The sequence below is a fragment of the Altererythrobacter ishigakiensis genome (genome assembly GCF_001663155.1).
GTDB classification, from domain to species: domain Bacteria; phylum Pseudomonadota; class Alphaproteobacteria; order Sphingomonadales; family Sphingomonadaceae; genus Erythrobacter; species Erythrobacter ishigakiensis.
This window is the reverse complement of the sequence record NZ_CP015963.1, coordinates 1,404,481-1,424,855: the sequence shown is the minus strand read 5'-3', so window position 1 is coordinate 1,424,855 and position 20,375 is coordinate 1,404,481. Positions and strand designations below refer to the sequence as shown.

General features: G+C 57.3%; 17 protein-coding genes. 11 read left to right on the top strand and 6 right to left on the bottom strand.

The genetic code is table 11. The annotated features are described in order from the left end of the window. Positions 1–380: 380 nt before the first annotated feature. Positions 381–851 (top strand): septal ring lytic transglycosylase RlpA family protein, encoded by a 471-nt coding sequence (locus A6F69_RS06740; protein ID WP_342669847.1) that lies wholly within the window; start codon positions 381–383, stop codon positions 849–851. An 83-nt stretch (positions 852–934) separates the two neighbouring features. Further along, positions 935–1,546 (top strand): hypothetical protein, encoded by a 612-nt coding sequence (locus A6F69_RS06735; RefSeq protein WP_144573648.1) that lies wholly within the window; start codon positions 935–937, stop codon positions 1,544–1,546. Positions 1,547–1,565: 19 nt separating this feature from the next. On the opposite strand, the gene A6F69_RS06730 is transcribed toward A6F69_RS06735, so the two are convergent. Together A6F69_RS06730 and A6F69_RS13065 are read right to left on the bottom strand one after the other, a co-directional pair. Continuing rightward, entirely contained in the window at positions 1,566–2,009 is a 444-nt protein-coding gene (locus A6F69_RS06730; RefSeq protein WP_067598987.1) for a CHRD domain-containing protein, read from the bottom strand. 192 nt (positions 2,010–2,201) lie between these two features. Next, entirely contained in the window at positions 2,202–2,375 is a 174-nt protein-coding gene (locus A6F69_RS13065; protein ID WP_157092822.1) for a hypothetical protein, read from the bottom strand. Between the two features lie 371 nt (positions 2,376–2,746). Between A6F69_RS13065 and A6F69_RS06720 the strand changes: the two genes are divergently transcribed. Beyond that, entirely contained in the window at positions 2,747–3,271 is a 525-nt protein-coding gene (locus tag A6F69_RS06720; RefSeq protein ID WP_144573650.1) for a hypothetical protein, read from the top strand. A 1-nt stretch (position 3,272) separates the two neighbouring features. Here the strand turns inward: A6F69_RS06720 and uvrA are convergent, their stop codons facing one another. Further along, complete coding sequence (gene uvrA / locus A6F69_RS06715; protein ID WP_067598976.1) at positions 3,273–6,191, bottom strand: excinuclease ABC subunit UvrA; 2,919 nt, start codon at positions 6,189–6,191, stop codon at positions 3,273–3,275. 580 nt (positions 6,192–6,771) lie between these two features. Here uvrA and A6F69_RS06710 point away from each other — a divergent pair. Together A6F69_RS06710 and A6F69_RS06705 are read left to right on the top strand one after the other, a co-directional pair. Continuing rightward, a complete protein-coding gene (locus tag A6F69_RS06710; RefSeq protein WP_169816557.1) occupies positions 6,772–7,308 on the top strand; it encodes an Hsp20/alpha crystallin family protein in 537 nt (178 codons plus the stop codon). Positions 7,309–7,403: 95 nt separating this feature from the next. Continuing rightward, complete coding sequence (locus A6F69_RS06705) at positions 7,404–9,746, top strand: M3 family metallopeptidase (RefSeq protein WP_245638200.1); 2,343 nt, start codon at positions 7,404–7,406, stop codon at positions 9,744–9,746. 57 nt (positions 9,747–9,803) lie between these two features. Here A6F69_RS06705 and A6F69_RS06700 read toward each other — a convergent pair whose 3' ends face one another. Genes A6F69_RS06700 through A6F69_RS06690 form a run of 3 tightly spaced genes read right to left on the bottom strand, consistent with a single transcriptional unit; the run spans position 9,804 to position 12,327 of the window. Then, positions 9,804–10,553, bottom strand: coding sequence for an ABC transporter ATP-binding protein (locus tag A6F69_RS06700; protein WP_067598974.1), 750 nt, complete (start codon positions 10,551–10,553; stop codon positions 9,804–9,806). Continuing rightward, entirely contained in the window at positions 10,550–11,503 is a 954-nt protein-coding gene (locus A6F69_RS06695) for a FecCD family ABC transporter permease (RefSeq protein ID WP_067598971.1), read from the bottom strand. Before A6F69_RS06695 ends, A6F69_RS06700 begins: the two co-directional genes overlap by 4 nt. After that, the gene (locus A6F69_RS06690) at positions 11,500–12,327 is read right to left on the bottom strand and encodes an ABC transporter substrate-binding protein (RefSeq protein ID WP_245638199.1); all 828 of its coding nucleotides are present in this window, start codon (positions 12,325–12,327) and stop codon (positions 11,500–11,502) included. The genes A6F69_RS06695 and A6F69_RS06690 overlap by 4 nt, the downstream gene beginning before the upstream one ends. A gap of 173 nt (positions 12,328–12,500) precedes the next feature. Here A6F69_RS06690 and A6F69_RS06685 point away from each other — a divergent pair, with 173 nt between their 5' ends. The 6 genes from A6F69_RS06685 (at position 12,501) to A6F69_RS06660 (ending at position 20,372) form a co-directional block, all read left to right on the top strand. Continuing rightward, on the top strand, positions 12,501–12,815 hold the full coding sequence (locus A6F69_RS06685; protein ID WP_144573652.1) for a hypothetical protein: 315 nt from the start codon (positions 12,501–12,503) through the stop codon (positions 12,813–12,815). A 136-nt stretch (positions 12,816–12,951) separates the two neighbouring features. After that, entirely contained in the window at positions 12,952–14,916 is a 1,965-nt protein-coding gene (locus tag A6F69_RS06680; RefSeq protein WP_083984724.1) for a putative bifunctional diguanylate cyclase/phosphodiesterase, read from the top strand. A gap of 261 nt (positions 14,917–15,177) precedes the next feature. After that, entirely contained in the window at positions 15,178–16,140 is a 963-nt protein-coding gene (mdh, locus tag A6F69_RS06675; protein ID WP_067598969.1) for a malate dehydrogenase, read from the top strand. After that, positions 16,133–16,591 carry a hypothetical protein gene (locus tag A6F69_RS06670; RefSeq protein WP_067598966.1) on the top strand — a complete coding sequence of 153 codons (459 nt, stop codon included), beginning with the start codon at positions 16,133–16,135 and terminating at the stop codon, positions 16,589–16,591. The genes mdh and A6F69_RS06670 overlap by 8 nt, the downstream gene beginning before the upstream one ends. Before the next feature lie 28 nt (positions 16,592–16,619). Next, positions 16,620–17,510 (top strand): succinate--CoA ligase subunit alpha, encoded by an 891-nt coding sequence (gene sucD, locus A6F69_RS06665; protein WP_067598963.1) that lies wholly within the window; start codon positions 16,620–16,622, stop codon positions 17,508–17,510. Between the two features lie 24 nt (positions 17,511–17,534). Continuing rightward, on the top strand, positions 17,535–20,372 hold the full coding sequence (locus tag A6F69_RS06660; protein WP_067598960.1) for a 2-oxoglutarate dehydrogenase E1 component: 2,838 nt from the start codon (positions 17,535–17,537) through the stop codon (positions 20,370–20,372). Positions 20,373–20,375 lie beyond the last annotated feature (3 nt).

Sequence of the window (20,375 nt, the reverse complement as noted above, 5' to 3'; positions counted from 1 at the left end):
GACCGGATGCCGACGCGAGCGTCGGTGAAAAGAACCTCCAACCCGTTGGAGGGGATAGAAACCGATTGCCAAGCGCTTCTAGGAAGGTTCGCCGGAACAGAAGACCACGCGACGGTAAGAGTGGGGTCGGCAGCAATGTCGGCCCCATTTGCTTTTTTTCGCACGTAGGACGGACTTGTCTACGCGGGATTGCAACCTGCCGCAAATTTGGCACGTCCGTCGACCAACTCGGCTTTTCGTACGCCGATTTGCACGCCCCGGGTTTGCCTCTTCGCTTGCAAAGCGGCTATCTCCTGCTCATGGGAAGAGGTTTCCATACCCTCGCGTGGACTTGCTGCGCATCGATAGCGGCCCTACTTGCAACCGCTGAATCACTGGCTTTGGGACAAGAAGCCCCACAAATTTCTGTCGGAGAAGGACCCGCCCATGAGACCTCTTTTGAAGACGGTTTCTCCAAATTCGATGTGATCCCCCCACCACACGATCACCCCGAAGACGCCGTTGACATCACAGAGTTTGAACCGATCGGCGAGCCGGCTGCGGGCGACGTGTTGCGCGATCTGGGTATCGGGCATGCCTCCTACTACGGTCGACGCTTCGCAGGCCGTCCAACAGCCAGCGGTGAACGGTTTAATCCGCGCCAGTTTACTGCCGCGCACAAAACATTGCCATTCGGCAGCAAAGTGCGCGTTACAAACCCCCGCAATGGCCGTTCTGTAATCGTGCGGATCAATGATCGCGGACCATTTGTAAGCGGACGAACAATCGACCTCAGTCGCGCCGCTGCAGAAGAGATCGGACTGGTAAAACGCGGTGTCGGCGAAGTGCACATGGAACTGCTCGCTCCTTAAAGCTTCACACCGTCGCCAATTGGCATTTGACAGCACGGCCGTAGCCCATCACTCCTGTGTCCACACACAACGGGGGATCATTCATGACTCGCACAGTTGCCAACATCGCATTCGCCTCCACCGCCGCATTGGCCCTTTCAGCTTGCGCCCAACCTGCCGAGGAGGACGCAGAAGCCGTCGTTTCTGCGACCGAGAAAATGACAGCGGCCAGCTTCGGCTGCATCCGCGATCTGACGCAAGTTGACCGCTTCTTTGTAGGGAACCTTGACGGTAATCTTGAGGAAACTGTCGCGATCGCTTCCTCCGAAGATGGTGGTGTATTCCCGGTCGGCTCTGTCGTTCAGCTGGTTCCGGGCGAAGCCATGGTAAAGCGCGCCAACGGCTTCAACGCGGATACCAAGGACTGGGAATTCTTCGAGTTCGATGTCTCATCCGAAGGCACATCGATCCGCAACCGCGGGCACGTCGATGTCGTGAACCGCTTTGATGGAAATTGCCTCGAATGCCACGCCAAGGCCGCAGAACAGTTCGACATGATTTGCAGCACGGATCACGGTTGTGACCCGATTCCGATCAACGACGCGATGATCCGCGCGCTGCAAAAGACCGATCCGCGCTGCGGCGCCCCGCTAGAGCTGACAGCTGAAGAGAGCGAAGGCCTGGCCGCACTGATGGCGGCAACAGGAGGCGCATAAGCGCCCTGCCCGGCCCGCCCTATTCGCCCAACTGCCCGCGTACTGCGCCCGCTGGAAATGCGGCAGTATGCACGTTGACGTAGTAGCGTGCCGGGTTTTTTGCGATCTTCTTCAACAGTTCGGGGTCAGCGTCAGTGCAGACATCGTCGCCGTCTTCGCCAACCAGTTCCAGTGTGGCGACAGGCGGCCCATTCTTGCCCTTCATGCCTTCGTGAATATGCGCGGCGGCGAAATCGTCTAGGCCTTCAATTTCAAGCAGGTAGCACATCCGCCCATTCGCCAAGTCCAGTTCAGCGCTGAAATCGCCGCTGGCATCTTCGCCCGCGCCTTTGTGGCCAACCTCGTTTTCACCAAACAGGCTGGCACCCACATAGGTGAACTCACCATCGTCTTGCGCGCCTGCAGCAGCATTCATTCCAGCCGCCAAAAAAACTGCACCAATCAATCCAGTCCCGAACTTCATGTTTAGTCTCCACCGGGGCACATCCGCCCCAAGAATCCCATTTTACGCGTGTCGGGTGAGTCGCGAAAGCAGATATAAAGCGCCAGAAGAAGAGCAGCCTACGATCGGATCTTCTTATAGTTGAAGGTCACTTCTTCTGTCGCGCAGCTGGCCACTGTCACATCTTCAAGCCGAAATTCCCGTTGCGCGGCGCTAGTCAGCAACGGCGGTCCTGCGCCAGCCGCAATTGCTGAGTGAAGTCAGCTCGACCTGCTGTCGGTACTGCACGCCAATCCGGCAGAGCACCTCGCCTTTGCGCTCGTAGCTAACGCGCACTTCCCACAGATCGGGAATGTAGTAACAGGATTTCGCTCCAGGCGCGCGCATCGAACCGGACGTAACCGTCTCACCGATCGCAATTTCGAAGTAGAGCGGCCTGTTCGTGCCGTTCTTGTTGCAGATCTTTCTCTACAACGGCTTCGCGCGGAACGTCGTTGGTCGAAGTACCTAAAAGACACGTTCGCCGACGAAGAGAAATTCCGGGCCCGAAAGGACGAAATTCTTGAGCAAGTCACCGATACATACCGCGACGCGCTAAGCGAGTACGTTGTGCATCGGCGCGCAGTCCTGGAAGTTGCCGACGCGCTTCGAAGGTTTGATGACGCTTCGAAAATGCATCCTGAGGATGCTGAGCACGATCTGATCTTTCCTCGTTATTCGGATACTACGAACCCAAATATTATCGCCACAATCTGTGGTTGCTCGATGAAAGACTTTCATTTGTTTCTTATGCTTCCAGCGACCGAACCCTCCATGGAGGGAGAAGGAAGGCTGGCGACCGCGTAGTAGATATCGGATTCTATGACGAAGTTTATGTGGCAGGTGGCGACGGCACATCAGCCGTCATGGCCGTTGAGTTTAAACGACCCGGACGGGATGACTATAAATCGAGTGTAGACGGACGTGACCCTATCAAGCAAATTCGTGAGACGATTGAGCAAATCAGAGCGAGAGGATCATTCATAAGCAAGGAAGGGGCAACAATTGAGATTCCTTCTACCACCCAAATTACCGCCTATATTATTGCAGATTTGGAGCCTTCACTAAGGGAGGTTGCGAAGTATCACGATTTCCAAACTTCTTGGGATGAGAAGTCTCTTTTCCATTATCATAAGGGATATAAAATCTATACGGAAATCTTCGGATACAATAAGTTGTTGGAGGATGCTCGCAAGCGCAATGCGCCCTTCTTCGATGTCCTCCTCAAGGACTTAGGGAATTAGCCTACTCCGCCGCTTCTTTAGCCCCGCGCTCCAGCATCGACTTCAAGTACTGGCCCGTAAAGCTCCGCGGCTCCTCCGCCACTTCTTCCGGCGTACCCTGCGCAACAACTTCGCCGCCGCGCACGCCGCCGTCCGGGCCGAGGTCGAGAATATGGTCGGCGGTCTTGATCACATCCAGATTGTGCTCAATCACCACCACGGAATTGCCCTGATCGACCAAGCGGTGCAGCACTTCCAGCAGCTTGCGCACGTCCTCAAAATGCAGACCTGTGGTCGGCTCATCCAGGATATAGAGCGTTTGCCCGGTGCTGCGCTTCGACAGCTCCTTCGCCAGCTTCACACGCTGCGCCTCACCCCCTGACAGCGTGGTCGCCTGTTGGCCCACCTTGACGTAGCCCAGCCCGACCTCATTCAGCATATGCATCTTGTCGCGGATGGGGGGCACGGCCTTGAAGAACTCCTCCGCATCCTCGATCGTCATGTCGAGCACGTCAGCGATGGAAAGCCCCTTGAACTTCACCTCCAGCGTTTCGCGGTTGTAGCGTTTGCCGCCGCATTCCTCGCACGTCACATAGACATCGGGCAGGAAGTGCATTTCGATCTTGATCAGGCCGTCACCGGTGCACGCCTCGCACCGGCCACCCTTGACGTTGAACGAAAAGCGCCCCGGTTTGTAGCCGCGCGCCTGCGCCTCTGGCAGGCCGGCAAACCAATCGCGGATATTGGTGAAGGCGCCGGTGTAGGTCGCGGGGTTGGAACGCGGCGTGCGGCCGATGGGAGATTGGTCAATCTCGATCACCTTGTCGCAAAACTCGAGGCCGGTGACCTTGTCATGCGCGCCCGCGACCACCCTTGCCCCGTTGAGCGTGCGCGCCGCCGCGGCGTAAAGCGTGTCGATCGTGAAGCTGGACTTGCCCGAGCCGGACACGCCGGTGATGCAGGTAAAGGTGCCGAGCGGGATACTGGCAGTCACATCCTTCAGATTGTTCGCCTTCGCGCCATGGACCGTAAGGTCATGCCCGTTGCCCTTGCGCCGCGTCGCCGGAACCGCGATTTCGCGCCGCCCGGTAAGGTAATCGGCGGTCATCGAATTCTTCGCGCGCATGATCTGCTTCAGCGTGCCTTGCGCCACAACCTCGCCGCCGCGCACGCCTGCGCCGGGCCCAAGATCGACGACATGATCCGCCTGACGGATTGCATCCTCATCGTGCTCGACCACGATCACTGTGTTGCCGAGATCGCGCAGCCGCTTGAGCGTTTCCAGCAATCGGTCATTGTCGCGCTGGTGCAAGCCGATGCTGGGCTCGTCGAGCACGTAGAGCACGCCGGAAAGACCACTGCCGATCTGGCTGGCGAGCCGGATGCGTTGGCTCTCCCCGCCTGACAGCGTGCCAGACGTACGATCGAGATTGAGGTAATCGAGGCCGACATTGTCGAGGAAACCCAGCCGCTCGTTGATCTCTTTCAGGATCGCTTTGGCAATCTGTTGCTGCGTTTCGTTGAGTTTCGCGTCGAGGCTCAGGAACCACTCCTTGGCATCGGAAACGCTCATTTTGACCGGTTCGGCAATGTCAGTGCCTGCAACCTTCACGCTCAACGCTTTCTCATTCAGGCGCTTGCCGCCACAGGTCTCGCACGGCTGCGCAGTCTGGAACTTGCTCAACTCCTCGCGCATCCACGCACTTTCGGTCTGCAACAGGCGGCGGTTGAGATTGCCGATCACCCCTTCGAACGGCTTACGCACGGTGTATTCCTTGCGCCCATCCTTGAAGGTCAGCTCGACCGGCATGCCACCTGTGCCGTGCAGGATGATCATCCGCTGATCCGGCTCCAGCTCATTCCACGGCGTATTGATGTCGAAATCATACGCTTTCGCAAGGCTGGTCAGCACTTGCATGTAGTACGGTGACGGCGGATTGCTCTTCGCCCAGGGAACCACCGCGCCCTGTTTCAGCGTCAGCGCTTCGTTGGGTACGACCAGCTGCGGATCGAACAACAGCTTCTCGCCAATCCCGTCACACGTGGCGCAGGCACCCTGTGGCGCGTTGAAGCTGAACAAGCGCGGCTCGACTTCCTCGATAGTGAAGCCGCTGACCGGGCAGGCAAACTTCTCGCTGAAAACGATGCGGTTGGCGGGGATACCGGCACCCTTCATCGCACCTCCAGATTGCCCTTCATCCTCGCGGCCCGGCACAACGCCATCCGCCAGGTCGACATAGGCCAACCCTTCGGCCAGCTTCAGCGCGGTTTCGAAACTGTCGGCAAGGCGCGTTTCGAGGCCCTCTTTCACCGCCAGCCGGTCGACCACCACTTCGATGTCATGCTTGTATTTCTTGTCTAGAGCTGGCGCGTCCTCGATTGCGTACATCTCGCCATCGATCCGCACGCGTGTAAAGCCTGCCTTCTGCCATTCGGCCAGCTCCTTGCGGTATTCACCCTTACGGCCGCGAACGACTGGTGCAAGCAGGTAGAGCCGCGTTCCTTCGGGCAGCTCCATCACCCGGTCGACCATCTGGCTGACGGTCTGCGCGCTGATCGGTTCGCCAGTCGCCGGCGAATAGGGCACGCCCACCCTCGCCCACAGCAGCCGCATGTAGTCATAGATCTCAGTCACCGTCGCCACGGTAGAGCGCGGGTTGCGACTGGTGGTCTTCTGTTCGATCGAGATCGCGGGTGAGAGCCCGTCAATATGCTCGACATCGGGCTTCTGCATCATTTCCAGAAACTGGCGTGCATAAGCGCTGAGCGACTCAACGTAGCGCCGCTGCCCTTCTGCATAAATCGTATCGAACGCGAGCGAGGACTTTCCGCTCCCCGAAAGCCCCGTCACCACGATCAGGCTATCGCGCGGCAGATCGATGTCGATGCCTTTGAGGTTGTGTTCACGCGCGCCGCGTACGGAGATTTTGGTGAGGGACATGAATGTGCGTGTTCCGCAAATGTTCTATCTAGTCAAGAGCCAGTCTTATGCGGCCCACAGCGATGGTTTCCATGTGGGAGCAAACGCGCGGATCGCAATGCAGTTTCCCAGCTCTTGCGAGAACCAACTGTTCTTTTGCAATTGGCTCAATGCGACGCCGTAATAACTCGACACGGCTTTAGCTTCTAAAACCCGCACTCCCGAGGGAGGGGTATAGGAATCATCAGGTCGAAAAGGCCGGATTTTGCAGCGACTATGAACCCCTCTTTGCGAGTCTATCCCCAAGCCCCTCGGGTCGCACCAAGGGTTTGTTCTCAGGAAAGTCCCCCAAAGGGCCGCACGGCGAACCGGGCAGGTTGTCTCTCCACCTGTCCGGTTCATGCTGCAATCGCCCAATCTCTCTCACCCGTGCCTTAGGTGCGCTGAGTCGTGGATCGAATTCCCACTCTGCCCGTTAATTAAGTGTATGTAAACGAGGCGCTTTTCCGCCGGCTCCGCATTCGGCGTCGAGCCGCCCGGAAAACTGGGATCGCCCAGACATCTGGAAATGAACAGCGCCGCAGACAACAGGAGACTTTATATGACCTATGGTTATGTAACCCCCTATCGTCGCCCCCTTTCATGGAAACGCTTCCGCAACCAAGGTTCGGAGATGCTGAGCGATCTGAACCGTCAGATCAACGACCTGTTCGATGACGTGTTTGATTTCGATAATGACGACAACGTCGACCAGCGTGCAATGTCGCGTCTGGCGAGTGTGACCCCGGCGATCGAAGTATCGCATACGGACAACAATTATCTGATCTCCGCTGAACTGCCCGGAGTACAGGAAGAAGATATCGAACTGAGCGTGGGCGAAGGCGTGCTCACCATAACTGGCGAGAAGAAACGTGCGCCAAAGGTAAAGGATACAGGCTGGTCAGAACGTAGTTTTGGTTTGTTCCAGCGCCAAATCCAATTGCCGCAAGACGTAAACGAAGATCAAATTGAAGCCGAGTTTATCGATGGCGTGTTGATGATCGAACTACCACGCGTCGAAGCCAAGCAAACGGGTCGCCGCATTGCCCTGAAGACGCAGAGTAAACGCTCCGAAAACAAGGTCACGGCAAACGCATAAACCGCCAACCAAACACCAATGAATATATCAAGACTTGACGCAATCGGGCGGGCCTTCGGGTCCGCCCCTTTTTTGCGCTTCTCGACCAGCGACATATGCAATCGATCGGCGACTGCACACTGGTTGCCAATGATATCAATCTCAGGTTCAAGCAGCGCGCGGCATTGGAGATGCCGCTTGGTCGCATGCCGGATACGCGCAAACGCACGCCCGGCGATATTTATTGGACTGGAGAGTTACGAATGAAGGCCCGAATTTTGGCCCGCGTTGCGCCTATCGCATTGGCTGCTGCCGTTTTAGGTGGATGTAATATGACCCCCGTAGAGATTTACAGCAGTGACGAGATTTTCGCTGGCAATGAAACCATCCCGCAAGGGACCGGTTACTTCGCATCTGAAAGCACACTGCCGTTCCACGCGCCCGATTTCGACGCGATCAGCGAACATGATTACATGCCCGCTTTCGAACAGGGCATGGCAATCCAGAAGGCTGAAGTCGCTTCGATCGTGAATAATCCGGAAGAACCGACTTTCGAGAACACCATCGTGGCGCTGGAGAAGTCTGGCCTCATGCTGGGCAGGGTCAGCTATGTTTTTTCAGCCCTGACCGGCGCGAATACTAATGACCGCCTGGATCAAATCGACACCGAAATCAGCCCGTTGCTGACCGCGCACTACGACACGATCAATCTAGATCCGGGTCTCTTCGCCCGTGTTAAGGCGATCTATGACAACCGTGCCGCCATGACGATGGAACCGGAAGACTCCGTTCTGCTGGAAAAAACCTATGCCGACATGGTGCAAGCAGGGGCGTTGCTGGATGACGAGCAGCGCGAGCGGGTAAAGGAAATCAACAGCAAGCTCTCTACGCTGACCACGGAGTTCAGTCAGAAGGTACGCCAAGCGACCGTCGATGGAGCAGTGATAGTCGATACGCGCGAAGAACTGGCCGGATTGTCCGATTCAGATATCGAAGCGGCGGCGACCCTGGCAACGGAAAAGGGTATGGAAGGCAAGTTTGCGCTCGCTTTGCAGAACACCACACAGCAGCCACTGCTGCCCGCTCTGGAGAACCGCGACGTGCGTGAGCGTCTGTTCAAGGCCAGCGCTTATCGTGCGGATCAGGGTGGTGCCAATGACACTCGCGCCCTGCTCGCGCAGATTGCGACATTGCGCGCCGAGAAGGCTGAGATATTCGGCAAGCCCGACTGGGCGACCTACACCATGTACGACCGCATGGCGAAAGACCCCGCGACAGCTCTAGGATTTATGGAAGACATGGTCCCTGCCCTCGCTGCTACACAGCGCAGCGATGCTGAACTCCTTAATGCGCGGATTGCCACAGACGGGCTGGATTTCAAGGTACAACCGTGGGATTGGTACCGCTTCTCCGAAAAGGTAAAGGCCGAAAAATACGCTTTCGATGAAGGTGAAGTGATGGAGTATTTCGAGCTCCAGCCTGTGCTTGAGGACGGAGTGTTCTTCATGGCCGAGAAGCTCTACGGCCTCACCTTCGAAAAGCGAGACGACATCCCGGTCTATCATCCAGACGTTTGGGTCTACACCGTGTTCGACGCTGACGGCAGCGAGCTGGGCCTGTTCTATTTTGACCCGTTCCAGCGTCCGTCAAAGCGCGGTGGCGCTTGGATGAGCAATTTTGTCGATCAAAGCTATGAGACTGGTAACAAGCCGGTCATCTATAACGTGCTCAATATTCCGAAAGCAGCCGAAGGCGAGCCGCAGTTGGTCAGCTTTGACTGGGTAGAAACAACCTTCCACGAATTCGGTCACGCGCTGCACGGGTTCTTTGCCGACCAGAAGTACGAGACATTGTCTGGCACCGCTACAGCACGCGACTTTGTGGAATATCCGAGTCAGGTACACGAGATGTGGGTGACCTACCCGGAGGTGCTACAAAACTATGCCAAGCACTACGAGACTGGCGAAACAATCCCGATGGAACTGGTCGAGAAGATCCAGGCCGCGTCCAAGTTCAACCAGGGCTATGACTTTGGTGAAACCGTGACAGCCGCATTGCTCGACATGAAATGGCACGCACTTTCGCCTAAAGAAGCTGCAGCGATCGATACACCCGAAAAAGTTGATGCGTTTGAACGCAATTCGCTACTGGCTCTGGGGCTGGAAATCGATCTGGTGCCGCCACGCTATCGCTCGAACTATTTCAATCACATCTTCAGTTCACCGGCGGGTTATTCGGCCGGCTATTACAGCTATTTGTGGACTGAGATGCTCGACAAGGATTCGCGCAAGTGGTTCCGTGAAAACGGTGGTCTCACGCGCGAAAACGGCGATCACTATCGTCAGACTGTGTTGAGCCGCGGCGGTACGATGGACTATTTCCAGATGTTCGAAAATTTCGCGGGTCGTCAGCCCGATGTAAAACCAATGCTGGTCAGCCGCGGGTTGGTTGAAGAGTAAGCTTTTCTGCCAGTACAATACACGAAAGGGCAGCCCAGACGGGTTGCCCCTTTTTCGCTAGAGGATCAGCGCCATGGATTCGGATTCACCGATCCAGCGCGCATCCACGCCCCACACCCGCTTGATATTTTCGATTGATAGCGCTTCCTCAGGCGCGCCATCGGCCGCGACGCATCCAGAGTCTTCATCTTGGCCCAAGACGATCACCCGGTCCGCATGGTTCATCGCGGTGGCAAGATCATGGACTACTATCACTACGCCAGCTCCGCCTTCCGCTGCCTTGCGCAGATGGCGCAGCAAGGTTTGCTGATGCGCCAAATCAAGCGCGGCGAGCGGCTCGTCAGCCAAAATCCATCGCGGTTCGCCCGCCAGCACGCGCGCAAGCAAAGCCCTCGCCTTTTCTCCACCTGACAGCTGAGAGGCCGGACGGAGCCGCAAGGCCTCGAGATCAAGCGCTGCAATCGCGGCTTCGACGGCATGATCGCCGCGATCACGATAGGGCATGCGTCCCAACCGTACGAGGTTCTCAACCGCGACATCCCACGCCACCTCGGCCTCTTGCGGAAGATATCCTATCCGCTGCGCGCGTTCTTGCGGTGTATAAATTTCAAGCCGCTGGCTATCCAGAACGACCATTCCGTCGCTTGGTTTGATAAGGCCGGCAAGCGCCATAAGCAGGCTGGATTTTCCCGCTCCATTGGGACCGCAGATCGCAGTGATCTGACCTGTTTCGAGCGCCGCAGAGACACGCTCCAGAACCAGATTTCCGCCACGCATGAGAGAAACATTTTCAGCGACAAGGATCATAGCCGACCCCTTCGCATGCGCAGCAGCAACCAGAGGAAGAACGGCGCACCGAGCAGGCTTAAAGCGATGCCAAGTCTCAGCTCTGTCATTAACGGCAAAATACGCACCACGCTGTCGGCGGCCAGCACGAGGCAAGCACCCGCCAGCGCGCTGGGCATGATCAGGCTGGAGGGCAGCCGATCAGTGAACGGGCGCACCAGGTGCGGCACGATCAGCCCAACAAAGCCGATGATCCCGGCCACCGCGACCCCTGCGCCCACAGTTAGGCCCACGCCCGATACCAACAGGAAAAGAAGCACGTCAGTGCGTACTCCAAGCGAGCGTGCTGCGGCATCACCCAAAGTCAACGCATCGAGCGGCTTGGCAGCAACAAGAAGCAGTCCAATGCCTGCTGCGACAAGCGGAGCGGCGAGGTAGACTTCGCGCCAGCTGCGGTCGGTCAACGCACCGTTCAGCCAAATCACGATCTCGCTCATAGCAAATGCGCTGGGTGCCATTGTGATGGCCAGCGCCGTCAATGCTCCCGCAAGGCTAGCGATCATCAGACCAGCCAGAGTGAAAAGCGCGATTCCCCCTGTTCGCCCGGCGATCAGCGCGAGCAAAGTCATTCCAAGCGCCGCTCCGGCCAATGCCATCAATGGCAATAACCAGGGGTTCACGGCAATTCCAAACCACATGCCTGTAACTGCACCCAATGCTGCCATTGGTGCGATGCCGAACAGGCCCGGATCAGCCAGCGGATTGCGAAGATAGCCTTGCATTGCGGCACCAGCAGCACCCAGCCCAGCGCCAACCGCGACGGCAAGCAATGCGCGGGGAAGCCGCAACTCCATCAGGATCAACGCGGCCCGTGGATCGCTGAAAGGATCGAGCCAAACGCGCCCCGCAAGCAAGGACAATGGCAGGAGAACAAGCAAGAGAGCAGAGAATATCAACGTGGCGCGATTCATGAGACTACCTCACGAATTTCGCGCAACCGCTCCATTGCGCGCGGTATCGTGGGTCCGCCGCAATAGACCAGATTCGGGTCAAACTGAGCGACCTTTATCTCCGCCTCATTGAGTGCGGGGTGCTGCTGAGGACGTGACTTACCCGCAACAAGAAGGACGTCGGGCGGGTCGACCAGAACTTGCTCAAGCGAGAGGTAATCCGCCTGCCCCATGCCGAGCGCCGCAGAATGGCTGGAAAAACCTGCTGCGCGCAGCAGCTCGCTGATCAATTGCTGCTCGCCCGGCACGATACCTCCCGGTTGCCATAGAACAGCGGAAACCGGTTTGACCGCGTTACTTTGACGCACTGACCGCTCGATTTTCTCGGCGAGCATCTCGCCGTTGCGCCGCTGTTCAACCAATGTCGCCAAACGGTTGACCTGCATCACGCTCTCATCGACTGAGCCAGGGCTGCCAAAACTCTCGACGCGCACGCCCAGATCATCGAGCGCCGCACGGGTCGCGGGTGCCATAAAGGTACTCGCAAGCACCAAATCGGGCTTTAACGCGAGCATTTCTTCAACTGTGTCACCCGTGAAATCATAGCGCCGCGCGACATCCCGAGAGATCGAGCTAGACTGGGGATCCGCGCTGTAATGCGAAAGTGCAAGGATCTGCGCAGGCTCCGCTACTTCGACCAAGATTGCATCCAGACACGGGTTCAAGCTGACAATGCGTGGACCTCCACTCGATGCATTGTCGCTGTCCAAATCGGCAGGGGTACAACCTGCCAGACCAAGCGCGACTGCAACGGCCAACCCGATCCGATCCCAAACTGCAATCACCGCGTGGAAGCCCTCCTTTGCCAGCAGCGATAGGAGGCCGTCAGCTTCGCGGCAAGCATCGCAACCACAGATGCACAATTTTGTAATCAGGACAAAATTAACCCTGTTGCGGAACGCGGCCTTAGCACCCTGCAACTTAAAACCAGTGTCAACGCTAAAGCCGGGGTCGCACCATGCTAACACTTTCAGACTTTACCTATTCACGTCCAGCTGGCCCATTGGTCCGCCGGCTGGTCGCCCCGGCAACTGGCCCAGCAGCGAACGACAATGGCGGCGGCAAATCGACAGACCCCGCGATTGTCGAAGCAGCCTTGCGTTATTTTGCGGAGCATGGACTGGGCGCGGCGCGGGCTGCCCGCCACAAGGCCGAACAGGCGTTCTTTGCCGATGATCGCGTTCAATATCGTTGGTGGCTGGAAGTCTGCCGCCAACTCGACCGCCGTATGGCTGTGATCGCTTCGCGCGAATTTGGTTTGGAACACAGCTAGATAGGTAACCTGCGGCTTCTTTGCCGCATCGGTTCGCCACCTCCAAAAGGTTAAGAAACCCGCAGAATAACTGCGTTGTATTGGTAAGCGAGACGTTAACCAGACGGTGACACTCTGGCTGTAGACCTCCATGTGTATGGGCAAAACACGTCCCTTGGCGACGCTGGCAAAGCGCTTCTCGATCCGGACTCGAAAGGACAATCTGTCCGCGCGAGTGCGGCGAACACTCGTATCCACGCTATACACGCAGCCCGGCAGCCTCGCTATCGGAGCGTTTAACGGGATCGCCTCGACAGCAATCGCAGCCTGGGTGTCAGGTTATCAAATCCTCTACGTTGGGTGCATTATTCTTACTGTGATCGCAGTGGCGCGCATTGTCGCTTCACTCGGTCTGTCGCCCCATGAAAGTAACACGAGCACTCGCAAACTTGAGCTGATTTATGAGATCGGCGCCTTCAGTTATGCTTTTGCGCTAGGCGGGATCGCAGCTCTTACGATTGCTATGCAAGCCCCCGCCTCTGTAGAGGTCCTGATGATCGCGAACGCCACCTGCTATGGCGTGGGAATATGTGCCCGCAACGCAGGTCGGCCAACGATCGCTATGGGCCAGCTCTTTCTCGTTTGCCTGCCGATCATGGCAGCGGCGCTTTACATTGGTTCGCTTGCCTTCATCGCACTGTTTGTGAACATGTTCCTCCTGATCCCGGCGATGGCTTCGATCACAATGAATGTGTTCAAGGTACTGCGTGATTCAATTGCAGCTGCCGACACCAGTGCGCGTATGGCCGACAAGATGCAGATTCTGGCTCGAACTGACGTTGTCACAGGACTCGCAAACCGCGCCGGCCTGAACCATGCCATGGTTGAGAGCATGATGGACCTGCTTGAAGATCAGCAAATGGTCTTGATCTGGATCGATCTCGATCGCTTCAAGGAAGTGAACGATTTGCTCGGCCATCCGATCGGTGACAAGGTTCTGGCTGAAGTCGCAAACCGCCTGCGGGAGGTAGCACCAGAAGGATCTACTGTCGCTCGCTTTGGTGGTGATGAGTTCGTGCTCTACGGCCCGATCGGAGACCGCAAGGAAGCCGAACGTCTCGCCAGCGAGATTCACATTGAGATCATGCGTCCTCTGCGAATTGAAGGACGATCACTGGACGTCCGCGTTTCGCTTGGCGTCGCATTGATGCCTGATGATGCGAAGGACATAGACGCATTGATGCAGCGTTCTGATCTGGCCTTGTATCACGCCAAGGTCGCCGGGCGCTCCCAGACCAGCTTCTTTAATCCCGATATGACGCGCGATCTTGTACGTCGCCGGGAGATCGAAGACGAACTTCGTAGCGCCATTATGCGGGATCAGTTGTCGATCTATTTTCAGCCGATCATCGATCTCGAAACCGGCAAGATCCACACGTTTGAAGCGCTGGTGCGCTGGTTCCATCCGGAAAAAGGCGAGCTGCGCCCTGACGAGTTTATTCCGGTCGCAGAGGAGACCGGCGTCATTGTGACGCTCGGCAATTGGATCACTGCGCAAGCAGCCAAGGCATGTGCGCAATGGCCAGAGCATGTCAGCGTAGCGGTGAATCTCTCTCCAATGCAGATTCGCGCACCCGGAGCAGCACTTGGAATACTCAATGCGCTGCGCGAAGCTGGCCTTGACCCCAAGCGGCTCGAGCTTGAGGTGACAGAGAGCCTTTTTGTAGACGACAATCACGCGACGTCGGCCTTCATCCAGGAACTCTCGGATCGCGGCGTACGCTTCGCGCTTGATGACTTTGGAACCGGATATTCCTCGCTGGGATACATCAACAGCTTCCCCTTCTCCAAGATCAAGGTTGATCGAAGCTTTGTGTCCGGTCCAAATGTGGGCAGGAAGACCGACGCGATCATTCGCGCCGTTGCAGAGCTTGGCACGCAGCTGGACATGGAGATCGTTGCCGAGGGTATCGAGACAATCGATCAGGTCCACGCGGTGCGCGAAGCGGGTTGTACCCTGGGACAGGGCTACTACTTCAGCCGGGCAGTCCCGGATTATCTCGCCGCCATGCTGCTGGCGCAGGAGCATGAAGAAGACGGCCCAACCCGCTTGCAGGCCTGAATTCGCATGATTATCGAGGCGGCGAAAGCACCATTTCCGGCAAAAACTCTCATTTTTGATTAGCCTTATCGCTATTGCGAATAATTAGCAAAAATTCCTAGTCAAACTGGTCGATTCGCGGTTGCTTTCGCGCAACTGCGGGCCTAGGCCCACTTGACGGAGTCCAGCGCGCTACACCCCCAGGACGCAGGGGAAAGCGCAATCTTGGCTTGGTGAAATCGCGTCCGGTGCAATTTTCGCGGAAAGGACATTCCCCCCACTATGGCACGCAAGAAGATCGCTCTCATTGGCTCAGGCATGATTGGCGGCACCCTCGCCCACCTGGCCGCGAAGAAGGAAATGGGCGACATCGTTCTGTTCGATATCGCTGAAGGCATGCCGCAAGGCAAAGCGCTGGACATCAGTCAGTGCGGCCCGATCGAAGGTTTCGACGCAAAGATCACCGGATCGAACGATTATGCCGACATTGCTGGTGCGGATGTAGTGATCGTGACTGCCGGTGTCCCACGCAAGCCCGGCATGAGCCGTGACGATTTGCTCGGCATCAACCTCAAGGTGATGAAAGCCGTGGGCGAAGGCATCAAGAACAATTGCCCCGACGCATTCGTGATCTGCATCACCAACCCGCTCGACGCGATGGTCTGGGCGCTGCGCGAATTTTCCGGCCTGCCGCACAACAAGGTTGTGGGTATGGCTGGCGTACTCGACAGCGCGCGCTTCGCTACATTCTTGGCGTGGGAATTTGGCTGCTCCGTAAAGGACGTGAATGCGTTCGTGCTTGGCGGCCATGGCGATACCATGGTGCCGGTCACCAGCTACACTACGATCAACGGCATTCCGGTGAATGACTACGCCAAGATCAAGGGCGTGAGCGAAGACCGGATTGACGCTATCGTTGACCGCACCCGCAAGGGTGGTGGCGAGATCGTCGGCCTGCTCGGCAACGGCTCGGCCTACTACGCCCCGGCCACCAGCGCGATTGCAATGGCAGAAGCATATCTTGGCGACCAGAAGCGCATCCTGCCATGTGCCAGCTATGTCGAAGGCAAGTACGGCCTAGACGGGCTCTATGTCGGCGTCCCGACAGTGATCGGCGCAGGTGGCACTGAAGAAGTGATCGAGATCGAACTCAGCGACGAAGAGAAAGCCAACCTCAAGGTCAGCACCGACGCGGTCGAAGAGCTGCTTGAAGCGTGTAAGGGACTCGACGGCAGTCTTGCTTAAGGCATTCGCCTCCCTTCTCCTTCTGGCTGCAATTGCCGTGCCTGCCGGCGCTCGCGAGGTCGACCGTGCGGAAGTTGCGGAGGCCTTTGCGCCGAATGTCGCACCAGAGCGCCGCGTCTATTGCGCGGACACGCAGATGGTTACCTTGACTGACGGCAACGAATACCGTGCCTGCGTGAACTGGCGCGCGCAAAGCCGTTCTCGCCTTATCCGCACCTATGCTGCGCTTGAAGGCCCAGACACTGATACGGATGCAAATCTTGAGATCGCACGAACATGTTTTGATCTCGCCGTTGCCAGCCAGAATGATCCCTATCGAACAACTTTTGATGCCAGCACTTTTATCGATGGCGCACGGACGGAATTTACGCTGTGCGCCGCTAACCGCGCAATGATGCGCACCAGTGAATACTCTCTGCGCGTCTACGAACGTGGCGTGTGGCTTGGCTGAACCGAATTACAAAGACGGAGTTTTGTGAATGTCTATCCTCGTCAACAAGGACACCAAGGTCATCACGCAAGGCATGACCGGTAACACAGGTACGTTCCATACAGAGCAAGCTGTCGCTTACGGCACGCAGATGGTGGCTGGTGTAACGCCGGGTAAGGGCGGCACCGAACATATCGGTATTCCGCAGTATAACACCGTAGGCGATGCAAAGGCCGCGACTGGCGCAACGGCCTCTTGCATTTACGTGCCGCCTCCGTTCGCAGCGGACGCGATCCTTGAAGCGATCGATGCCGAGATCGAGCTGATCGTTGCCATCACCGAAGGCATTCCCGTGCTGGACATGGTCCGCGTGAAGCGCGCGCTGCAAGGCTCCAAATCGCGCCTGATCGGCCCGAACTGTCCCGGCGTTCTCACACCGGGCGAATGCAAGATCGGCATTATGCCGGGTAGCATCTTCAAGAAGGGCAGCGTTGGCGTTGTGTCACGCTCTGGCACGCTGACTTACGAAGCGGTGCACCAGACCACCATGGTTGGCCTTGGCCAGACCACGGCTGTCGGTATCGGCGGTGACCCGGTCAACGGCACCAACTTCATCGACGTGCTGGACATGTTTCTGGACGATGACGAAACCAAGTCGATGATCATGATCGGCGAGATTGGCGGCAGCGCGGAAGAAGAAGCCGCAGAGTTCCTCGCCAATGAAGCCAAGAAAGGCCGCAGCAAGCCAACCGTTGGCTTCATCGCAGGCCGCACGGCGCCTCCGGGTCGCCGCATGGGTCACGCGGGCGCGATCGTTTCGGGCGGTCAGGGCGGCGCGGATGACAAGATTGCAGCAATGGAAGCTGCGGGCATCCGCGTATCGCCTTCGCCATCAGAGCTTGGCACGACGCTTGACGCATTGCTGAAAGAACTCGCTTAAACTCCTCCTCCCCGGAGACCGAAGATGGGTAAAGAGAACCAAGATTTCCTGCCCGAACTGGGCGATCAGGAAGGACCGCAAGCCGGGCCTAGCTGGGGCAATCCGCGCTGGCTGGAAACGGTGGCGGATTCTGCTGCGGACCTGACGTCTGCGCTTGATCCGACGACTTTGAAGGAAGCGGTGAAGGATGCTTCCGCCAAGGCGGGCAAACCAACCGACCCCAAGGCGATCGAGAACGCCGCGAACCTCTCAATCTCGGCGATGACTCTCGTGCGGCTCTATCGCGTGCGCGGCCATATGGCGGCAGATTTGGACCCGCTGGGACTGCACAGCCATGATACGCCGAGCGATCTGACGCTCGAATTCCATGGACTCGCAGGCAAGGAAGATCAGGAAGTTTATGTTGGCGGCGTATTGGGTCTCGAATGGACGACCGTGCGCGAGCTCTACAACACTTTGCGCGCAACCTATTGCGGCAAGGTGGGTCTGGAATACATGCACATCGCCGACACTGAAGAGCGGCGCTTCCTGCAGGACAAGTTCGAAAGCCCCGGCGAGACGATCCAGTTCACCCCCGAAGGCAAACGCGCAATTCTGGCAGCTGTCGTTCGCGGCGAGGAATATGAGAATTTCCTCGGCAAGAAGTATGTCGGTACCAAGCGGTTCGGGCTGGACGGCGGCGAAGCCATGATCCCGGCGCTGGAAGCGGTCATCAAGCATGGCGGGCAGGCCGGCGTGCGAGAAATTATCTACGGCATGGCGCACCGCGGCCGGTTGAACGTGCTCGCGAATGTTATGGCAAAGCCATACAAGGTCATCTTTCACGAATTTTCGGGCGGGTCTTCCAATCCCGAAGACGTGGGTGGTTCCGGCGATGTGAAATACCACCTCGGTACAAGCACAGACCGCGCGTTCGACGATATCGAAGTGCACATGTCGCTCGTCCCCAATCCATCGCACTTGGAAACAGTCGATCCGGTTGTGCTTGGCAAGGCACGTGCCCAGCAGGCGATCCGCGATGATCTGGACAAGCACGAGCAGGTCCTACCCGTGCTGATCCACGGAGATGCCGCTTTTGCTGGTCAGGGTGTTGTTTGGGAAAGCCTAAGCCTGACAGGCATCAACGGCTACAACACCGGCGGCTGCATCCACTTCATAATCAACAACCAGATCGGCTTTACGACGGCGCCCAAATTCTCGCGCGGGTCGCCATACCCCAGCGATGTGGCAAAGGGCGTTCAGGCTCCGATTCTTCACGTCAATGGTGACGATCCCGAAGCAGTGACGTTCGCTTGCAAGCTAGCGGTTGATTACCGCCAGAAATTCAAGCGCGATATCGTGATCGACATGTGGTGTTATCGCCGTTTCGGCCACAATGAAGGTGACGAACCCAAGTTCACTCAGCCTCTGATGTATGACGCGATCGGCAAGCACGAGAAGGTCAGCTTCATCTACGCCGAACGTTTGATCGCAGAGGGTGTAATCGAAAAAGGCTACGCCCCCAAACTGCGTGAGGATTTCACAGCACAGCTTGATAAAGAGTTCGAGGCGGCCAAAAGCTACAAGGCCAATGAGGCCGACTGGTTTGGCGGACGCTGGGCCGGTCTCAACAAACCTGCTGACCCTGAAAGCGCGCGCCGCAATATCGAAACAGCGATCGACAAGAAGCTGTTCGATAGCTTGGGCCGCACGCTGACCACAATTCCCGAAGATTTGAATGCGCACCGTACGCTGACCCGCGTTATCAAGGGCCGTGCGGATATGTTCGAAAAGGGAGAGGGCTTTGACTGGGCCACGGCGGAAGCGCTCGCCTTCGGAAGCCTTGTAACCGAGGGATACGGCGTGCGCCTTTCCGGTCAGGACTCAGGCCGCGGTACTTTTAGTCAGCGCCACGCGGTGTGGGTGGATCAAAAGACTGAAGAGAAATACCTGCCACTGTGCCAGCTGCCGCACGGCAAATTCGAAGTCTATGACAGTCCGCTGAGCGAATACGGGGTTCTGGGCTTTGAATATGGCTTCGCGATGGCCGACCCAAAGACACTGGTACTTTGGGAAGCGCAGTTTGGTGACTTCGCCAATGGCGCGCAAATCATGATTGACCAGTATATTGCCGCGGGCGAAGCCAAATGGCTGCGCGCCAACGGTTTGGTGATGCTATTGCCACATGGTTATGAGGGCCAGGGGCCTGAGCACAGCTCTGCGCGTCTTGAGCGTTTTCTTCAGCTTTGCGCGAATGACAATATTCAGGTGTGCAACATTACGACGCCTGCGAACTATTTCCACGTTCTACGTCGCCAGATGCTGCGTTCTTTCCGCAAACCGCTGATCATAATGACTCCCAAATCGCTGCTGCGCCATCCGCTGGCAAAGAGCGACGCGGAAGAGTTCATGGGCGACCATCACTTCATGCGGATCAAGTCCGACATGACCGAGATCGCAGACGAAAAGGTCAGGCGCCTGGTGCTGTGTAGCGGCAAGGTCGCCTATGATCTGATGCAAAAGCGTGATGAGGAAGGTCTCGAAGATGTTTCTATCGTTCGTATCGAGCAGCTTTTCCCGTTCCCGGGAGAGCCACTGACGGTTCGCCTTAAGCGCATGAAAAACATTGAGGAAGTCGTCTGGTGCCAGGAAGAGCCAAAAAACAATGGTTCATGGTTCTTCGTTGATCGGCTGATCGAAGAGTCGCTGCGCAACGCCGGGCACGATGGTATGCGTCCGATCTATGCTGGACGTGATGCATCGGCATCGCCAGCCACCGGCTTCGCCAGTCGCCACCAGGAACAACAGGAAGCGCTTGTCGCTGACGCGCTGGGTCTGACAGACGCATCCAAATCCACCACCTCCCGCAAGAAGAAGGGCTGAGGA

What these genes read in the sequence shown, in the direction of transcription:
- A6F69_RS06680 (WP_083984724.1), top strand. Translation starts at nt 12,952, where the DNA reads ATGGGCAAAACACGTCCCTTGGCGACGCTGGCAAAGCGCTTCTCGATC.
- A6F69_RS06735 (WP_144573648.1), top strand. Translation starts at nt 935, where the DNA reads ATGACTCGCACAGTTGCCAACATCGCATTCGCCTCCACCGCCGCATTG.
- uvrA (WP_067598976.1), bottom strand. Translation starts at nt 6,191, where the DNA reads ATGTCCCTCACCAAAATCTCCGTACGCGGCGCGCGTGAACACAACCTC.
- A6F69_RS06695 (WP_067598971.1), bottom strand. Translation starts at nt 11,503, where the DNA reads ATGAATCGCGCCACGTTGATATTCTCTGCTCTCTTGCTTGTTCTCCTG.
- A6F69_RS13065 (WP_157092822.1), bottom strand. Translation starts at nt 2,375, where the DNA reads ATGCGCGCGCCTGGAGCGAAATCCTGTTACTACATTCCCGATCTGTGG.
- A6F69_RS06685 (WP_144573652.1), top strand. Translation starts at nt 12,501, where the DNA reads ATGCTAACACTTTCAGACTTTACCTATTCACGTCCAGCTGGCCCATTG.
- A6F69_RS06730 (WP_067598987.1), bottom strand. Translation starts at nt 2,009, where the DNA reads ATGAAGTTCGGGACTGGATTGATTGGTGCAGTTTTTTTGGCGGCTGGA.
- A6F69_RS06700 (WP_067598974.1), bottom strand. Translation starts at nt 10,553, where the DNA reads ATGATCCTTGTCGCTGAAAATGTTTCTCTCATGCGTGGCGGAAATCTG.
- A6F69_RS06705 (WP_245638200.1), top strand. Translation starts at nt 7,404, where the DNA reads ATGCAATCGATCGGCGACTGCACACTGGTTGCCAATGATATCAATCTC.
- A6F69_RS06710 (WP_169816557.1), top strand. Translation starts at nt 6,772, where the DNA reads ATGACCTATGGTTATGTAACCCCCTATCGTCGCCCCCTTTCATGGAAA.
- mdh (WP_067598969.1), top strand. Translation starts at nt 15,178, where the DNA reads ATGGCACGCAAGAAGATCGCTCTCATTGGCTCAGGCATGATTGGCGGC.
- A6F69_RS06660 (WP_067598960.1), top strand. Translation starts at nt 17,535, where the DNA reads ATGGGTAAAGAGAACCAAGATTTCCTGCCCGAACTGGGCGATCAGGAA.
- sucD (WP_067598963.1), top strand. Translation starts at nt 16,620, where the DNA reads ATGTCTATCCTCGTCAACAAGGACACCAAGGTCATCACGCAAGGCATG.